Below are 4,354 nucleotides of genomic sequence, written 5' to 3' on the forward strand. Positions count from 1 at the left end.
ATCGTAATAAGTGAACATTAAATCTGCTGGTTCGATAAGGAATTCGTAATCGGGAATTGGTCTGGTACTGGTTGGAGGTTTACCTTTTATAGTGTTGATCGCTTTTAGTTTTTTGATTGGTTGTTGGATTTCATCTGAAAATAAAAAATAAATAAATAAAATAAAAACAAAAAAAAGAATCGTCTTTTTCATCCATCCTCCTCAAAATAAATGAAAATTTCTAATTCAGATATTGAAAAACCAAGATGCATAAATGAATCCAAAATATGCGAGTAAAATGAAATATAATAAATAATTGTCAAATTTATTTTTTAGAGTGCAGGAAATTATCGATTATTTCAGCAATTTGAGGAGTTCGCAAATATCCGTAAGCTTTGTGTGGATTCGGCTCTGATTCATATTCATAGTCATTTTCAACGATGATATCGATGGGATTTACCCGGTTAGGATTTTCGATAAAATCATCAGCAAGATTGTAGTTCATCACGATCTTATCATCCAGGTCGGAAAAGTTGAACCAGGCGTTCTGGATGTTCGATGGTGTAATAATTTTCACACCTTTGTGTAATTTCTGGCTCAACTCCATTAAGGTTTTCTTCAAAATAACAGCATTTCCAAGTGGAGAACCGATCGTAAGAAAAGTGTCGATCGAAATCTCAGGAATAACAAATTTGAGTGTATCAAAAGCGATGATCGAACCCATTGAGTGAGCAATGAGCATGATCTTTTTCTTTTTGTTTTTGGAGAGAACATCCGCAAGTCTCTTTCGGATCGTCTGTTTAGCGTTCAGTTCAGGTTTTGCCCGGCAGTTTCCATGATAATAAGTATCGAGGTCTTTGAACATGCGGTGAATGGTCATATCAGCAAGAGTATCGAGTCCTGTGAATCCATGTTCGTTCAGGAAAATTTTATCCATTTCTTTTTCCAGAGCATCGAGAACTTTCTGCTTCAGTTTTTTAGGATGTCCGGATTTATTATTTTCCAATGACGGACAATATGGATTTGGAATATAAAAAGGATCTTTTTTGTCCCGAATATTCGGATCTAAAGGTTGAGAGTAATTCAAATCTGCCCAGTAAACGAGTTCGAATTTTAGTTTTTTGTCGAAAAATCCATTCTTTACCAAACCTTCACGAATAGAAAGTTCCCACCAGTTTTGGAGAATATCTGCCGGAGCTTTGTTTTTCAGTCCGTGGATGCCGATGATTATTTTTTTCATTAAATCAGTTTTTCATACAGAATAACATAAATAGGTTTATGCATCTGCCTGGCATGATCCATGGTGTATTTAGTGCCTTCGCATTTTTCATCGTAAAAGGCAATAACTTTGTCGCAATTTTCAATGATGAGTCTGTCGCGAATATGTTTGGCTTCATTTCCATTTTCTTCATAGTTAGGAGCAAATTCCAGGAATTTGATGTTGTTTTCATGAGCATATTTTTGAGCGAGAGTATCTGCTCCTTCTGCTCCTCCGCTGATGATCTGCTCGATTTCTTTTTCTTTATCCAGAATGGATTTGAGTAAATTATAGTTTGAAAATTCTTTGGAACCGATTACTGCAATTTTCATCTTTTTCTCCACCACGAAGGCTCAAAGACACAAAGGAACACGAAGAATATCTTATTTTTCATTATCTTAACAAAGTCATTTTCCTGGTTGCTTTTGGTTTTCCATCTATTTCTAAAGTATAGAGGTAAATTCCAGTCGAAACAGGTTCATTTTCGAAATTATCTCCAAACCAAGTAATCGCTCGTTCTTTAAAATTCGAAGGTTCAGAAATCAAAGTATTTATTAATTGTCCTTTGATATTATAAATATTAAGTTCAATGGAATTTTGTCTACATTCTTCTGGAATAGAAAAAGTTAAGGATGTTGATTGATTGAAAGGATTCGGATAATTTCGTATTAAAAAATGATCAGTTGAGGGATCATACTCATTTTCTAAAACATCTGTGTACGGTATATCATATATTGAATAACCGGAAGAACTCTGTGTTATAAACAAAGTGTTATGATGTTTACTGAAACCATTTGCATAGGCTGGAATAGTAGTTTCAATGCCAATCTCCAAATCAGGATTGATAACATTAATTGAACCGCTGCCTAAACTGTTTGCAGCATAAATGTAATAACCATCATAAAAAGTCTTGGATGTTATCCCTGGTAAAATAAGCACATCATTTAAGATCAATTGATTTGATGAATTCGATAGCGATGCAACTCCTCGATAAAGATGCAGATAAATTTCTGGATTTTCATCATATTCAAAGAAGATATCTTTCACAGAATATTCGGTACCCTCTCCAAGCAAAACTTGAGAAAGAAGTTCAAAACTGAAATTATCGATATTATATAGTTTTAAATACTTTTCATAAGGATATTCACTTGCCTGGTCTGCAAGATAAAGTAAATTCTCAAATACATTCAATTTACTTCCGCTGATCGATTCAAAAAATATTTCATAAGGTGTTCCCGGCTCAGTTAAATCAAAAATATGCATTCCAGAATTAAATTCCATAACATAAAGATAATTTTCAACCAGACAAAAGTCACTTATATAATTCTCCATTTCAATCGTTCCTGTCGGAAATGGATTTTGGGGATCATAAACATCAAAAATCGTAAGTAATGTATCAAAATCATTGAAGCAGTATAAATAAGAGTCATATAATTCAATTGTCTCAAACATTTCAGCAGGATAATGACCTAAAGTCTGGTGTTCTTCAATATTGGAAATATCGATAATTTCCAATCCATCCACATGACTGCTCATATAAGCCAGATCATCCAGAATTTTGATTGCATAAAATGAATCTGTCTCATCATAAGAATAAATCTGGTGAATGTCATTAACATCGCTGAAGTTCAGGATACTGAATCCAAGAGAATATCCGGAAACTAATATAAAATTTGAAGTGATAAACACATCGGAAATGTCATAACCAATTTCATGAGTAGTAAGAACTTCCGGATTCTCAATATCAGAAATATCTAATAATAACAGGTTGCTATCATCACTTTCAACAAACATGATATCATTCTCAATCCTAATAATATCAACATACTCCGGTAGCTCGAAAGTTGTAATATGATTTATCTCATCATTAACAGAGATATCGTATATTTTGCATGAATCATTCACAGCAACAAATAGATTGTTTTCTCGAGTTACCATATAATCAGGATGAGGATCATAATACCAACCAAATAAATAATCAGCAATAATTTCCGGATTTTCAGCATCAGTTAAATCATATCCTAAAATATATTGCGGTCCACTATAACCAACTTGAACTGAACCATACAAAATTCTGTTATTTAGACAAAAGGCTTGTTCATCGTATTCAAAAGTGATATAAGATAAGTATTCGGGTTCATTAGGATTTTCAATATTGTAAATTCTGGCAATTCCTACATCAATGTTAATTAGAAGGGAATCTACTGTGAAAATCATGCGCACAGTATTGTTTTGAGCAGAAATATGGTTTAGAAGTTGCGGATTATCAGGATTTTCTAAAGAATAAATTAAGCATCCTCTACTAATTCCAATGAAAAGCAACTCATCTTTGATATGCATACTGTATGCCATTTGATGACCAATATGAAAATCATCGATGAGAGAAATATTGTCAGGATCAGAAAAATCCAGGATATGAATATTACCTCCGGAATTGAAATAAACATAGTCTTCATACCTTATTCCAGTTGGATTACTACCCTCATACTGAGAAATAAAATTATATTCCTGAGACAATAAAACACAGGAAAATATTGTTATTAAAGTTAATATAAATCCTTTCATTTTCACCTCCTATGAAAACTAAAGGTATTCGTTCATCCTCTCCTCTTTCAACTTATTCACGATTTTCTTCACATCTTCGGATTTATCTTTGGAAGAAATCAAAAGTGCATCTTCAGTTTCCAGGACAATCAGATTCTCAACTCCGATCAGAGTTACCAATTTGTTGGAATAAACATAATTTTCTTTGCTGTTCAGAATCAGATTTTTGCATTTCAGGACATTCTGATCTTCATCCTTTTCCGAAATATCATAAAGTGCTTTCCAACTACCAACATCGCTCCAGCCGTAATCTACCGGAATGACAATTCTCTTTTCCGCTTTTTCCATAATCCCGATATCGATCGGTAATTTCGGCATTTGAGACCATTCAGCGGAAATATCTGCATCGATTCCCGTTTCGTTCCATTTGTTGGATATTCTTTCCAGAAGCGAAATAACCTTTGGCAGATGATCTTGGTATGCTTGCACAATTGTCTCTATTTTCCAAGCGAACATACCGCTGTTCCAGAAAGATTTTCCCACTAAAAGGATCATTTTAGCAGTTTTGATATC

5 protein-coding genes are annotated in these 4,354 nt (G+C 33.6%); all 5 read right to left on the reverse strand.

The genetic code is table 11. From position 1 onward, the window contains the following. Positions 1 to 192, reverse strand: a 192-nt coding sequence (locus ENL20_03170) for a hypothetical protein (protein ID HHE37558.1), incomplete at its 3' end; no start/stop codon positions are given. Positions 193 to 304: 112 nt separating this feature from the next. Further along, positions 305 to 1,219, reverse strand: a complete 915-nt coding sequence (locus ENL20_03175) for a hypothetical protein (GenBank protein HHE37559.1) — start codon at positions 1,217 to 1,219, stop codon at positions 305 to 307. Continuing rightward, the gene (locus ENL20_03180; GenBank protein ID HHE37560.1) at positions 1,219 to 1,569 is read right to left on the reverse strand and encodes a DUF2493 domain-containing protein; all 351 of its coding nucleotides are present in this window, start codon (positions 1,567 to 1,569) and stop codon (positions 1,219 to 1,221) included. The genes ENL20_03175 and ENL20_03180 overlap by 1 nt, the downstream gene beginning before the upstream one ends. 61 nt (positions 1,570 to 1,630) lie before the next feature. Continuing rightward, the gene (locus ENL20_03185) at positions 1,631 to 3,802 is read right to left on the reverse strand and encodes a T9SS type A sorting domain-containing protein (GenBank protein HHE37561.1); all 2,172 of its coding nucleotides are present in this window, start codon (positions 3,800 to 3,802) and stop codon (positions 1,631 to 1,633) included. An 18-nt stretch (positions 3,803 to 3,820) separates the two neighbouring features. Continuing rightward, positions 3,821 to 4,354, reverse strand: a 534-nt coding sequence (locus ENL20_03190) for a mannose-1-phosphate guanylyltransferase (GenBank protein ID HHE37562.1), incomplete at its 5' end; no start/stop codon positions are given.

Source organism: Candidatus Cloacimonadota bacterium (genome assembly GCA_011372345.1).
Classification (GTDB): domain Bacteria; phylum Cloacimonadota; class Cloacimonadia; order Cloacimonadales; family TCS61; genus DRTC01.

What these genes read in the sequence shown, in the direction of transcription:
- ENL20_03175 (HHE37559.1), bottom strand. Translation starts at nt 1,219, where the DNA reads ATGAAAAAAATAATCATCGGCATCCACGGACTGAAAAACAAAGCTCCG.
- ENL20_03185 (HHE37561.1), bottom strand. Translation starts at nt 3,802, where the DNA reads ATGAAAGGATTTATATTAACTTTAATAACAATATTTTCCTGTGTTTTA.
- ENL20_03180 (HHE37560.1), bottom strand. Translation starts at nt 1,569, where the DNA reads ATGAAAATTGCAGTAATCGGTTCCAAAGAATTTTCAAACTATAATTTA.